Below are 478 nucleotides of genomic sequence, written 5' to 3'. Positions count from 1 at the left end.
GGTTGAATGACATATGGGAAAGAATTTAGAAATAGTAACAAGCTTATTTGTATTAATACTTGCTATAGGCTTTTCAATTTGGAATTTTTATAACCATTCATATACAACAGCCATAATTATGTTAGTTATTGGAGTAATCAATATTGGTTATTTAATTCAAGAAATAATAGAAAAACGACGTGATGATGATGGCAACAACTAAATTAAGTGCCACCAAATCAACATCACGGGCGATTAATTACGCTGAAAAACGTGCCGTTGAAAAAAGTGGTTTAAATTGTGATGTAGACTATGCGAAATCGAGTTTCAAAGCCACTCGTGAATTATATGGCAAAACGGACGATAATCAAGGTCATGTGATTATCCAATCGTTTAAACCTGACGAAGTCACGCCTGAACAATGTAATCAGCTAGGTTTAGAACTCGCTGAGAAAATGGCGCCCAATCATCAAGTCACTGTCTATACACACAATGATAC

1 protein-coding gene is annotated in these 478 nt (G+C 34.7%); it reads left to right on the top strand.

Annotated features, from left to right (window positions below):
* Window positions 1-182: 182 nt before the first annotated feature.
* The coding region (locus AB4136_RS33370; protein WP_441932352.1) for a relaxase/mobilization nuclease domain-containing protein at window positions 183-478 on the top strand (296 nt) is incomplete at its 3' end.

It is taken from the genome of Mesorhizobium sp. 2RAF21, from assembly GCF_052115345.1.
Lineage (GTDB): Bacteria > Pseudomonadota > Alphaproteobacteria > Rhizobiales > Rhizobiaceae > Mesorhizobium > Mesorhizobium terrae.
The sequence above is the reverse complement of the archived record's forward strand: the minus strand, read 5'-3'. Positions and strand labels throughout refer to the sequence as shown.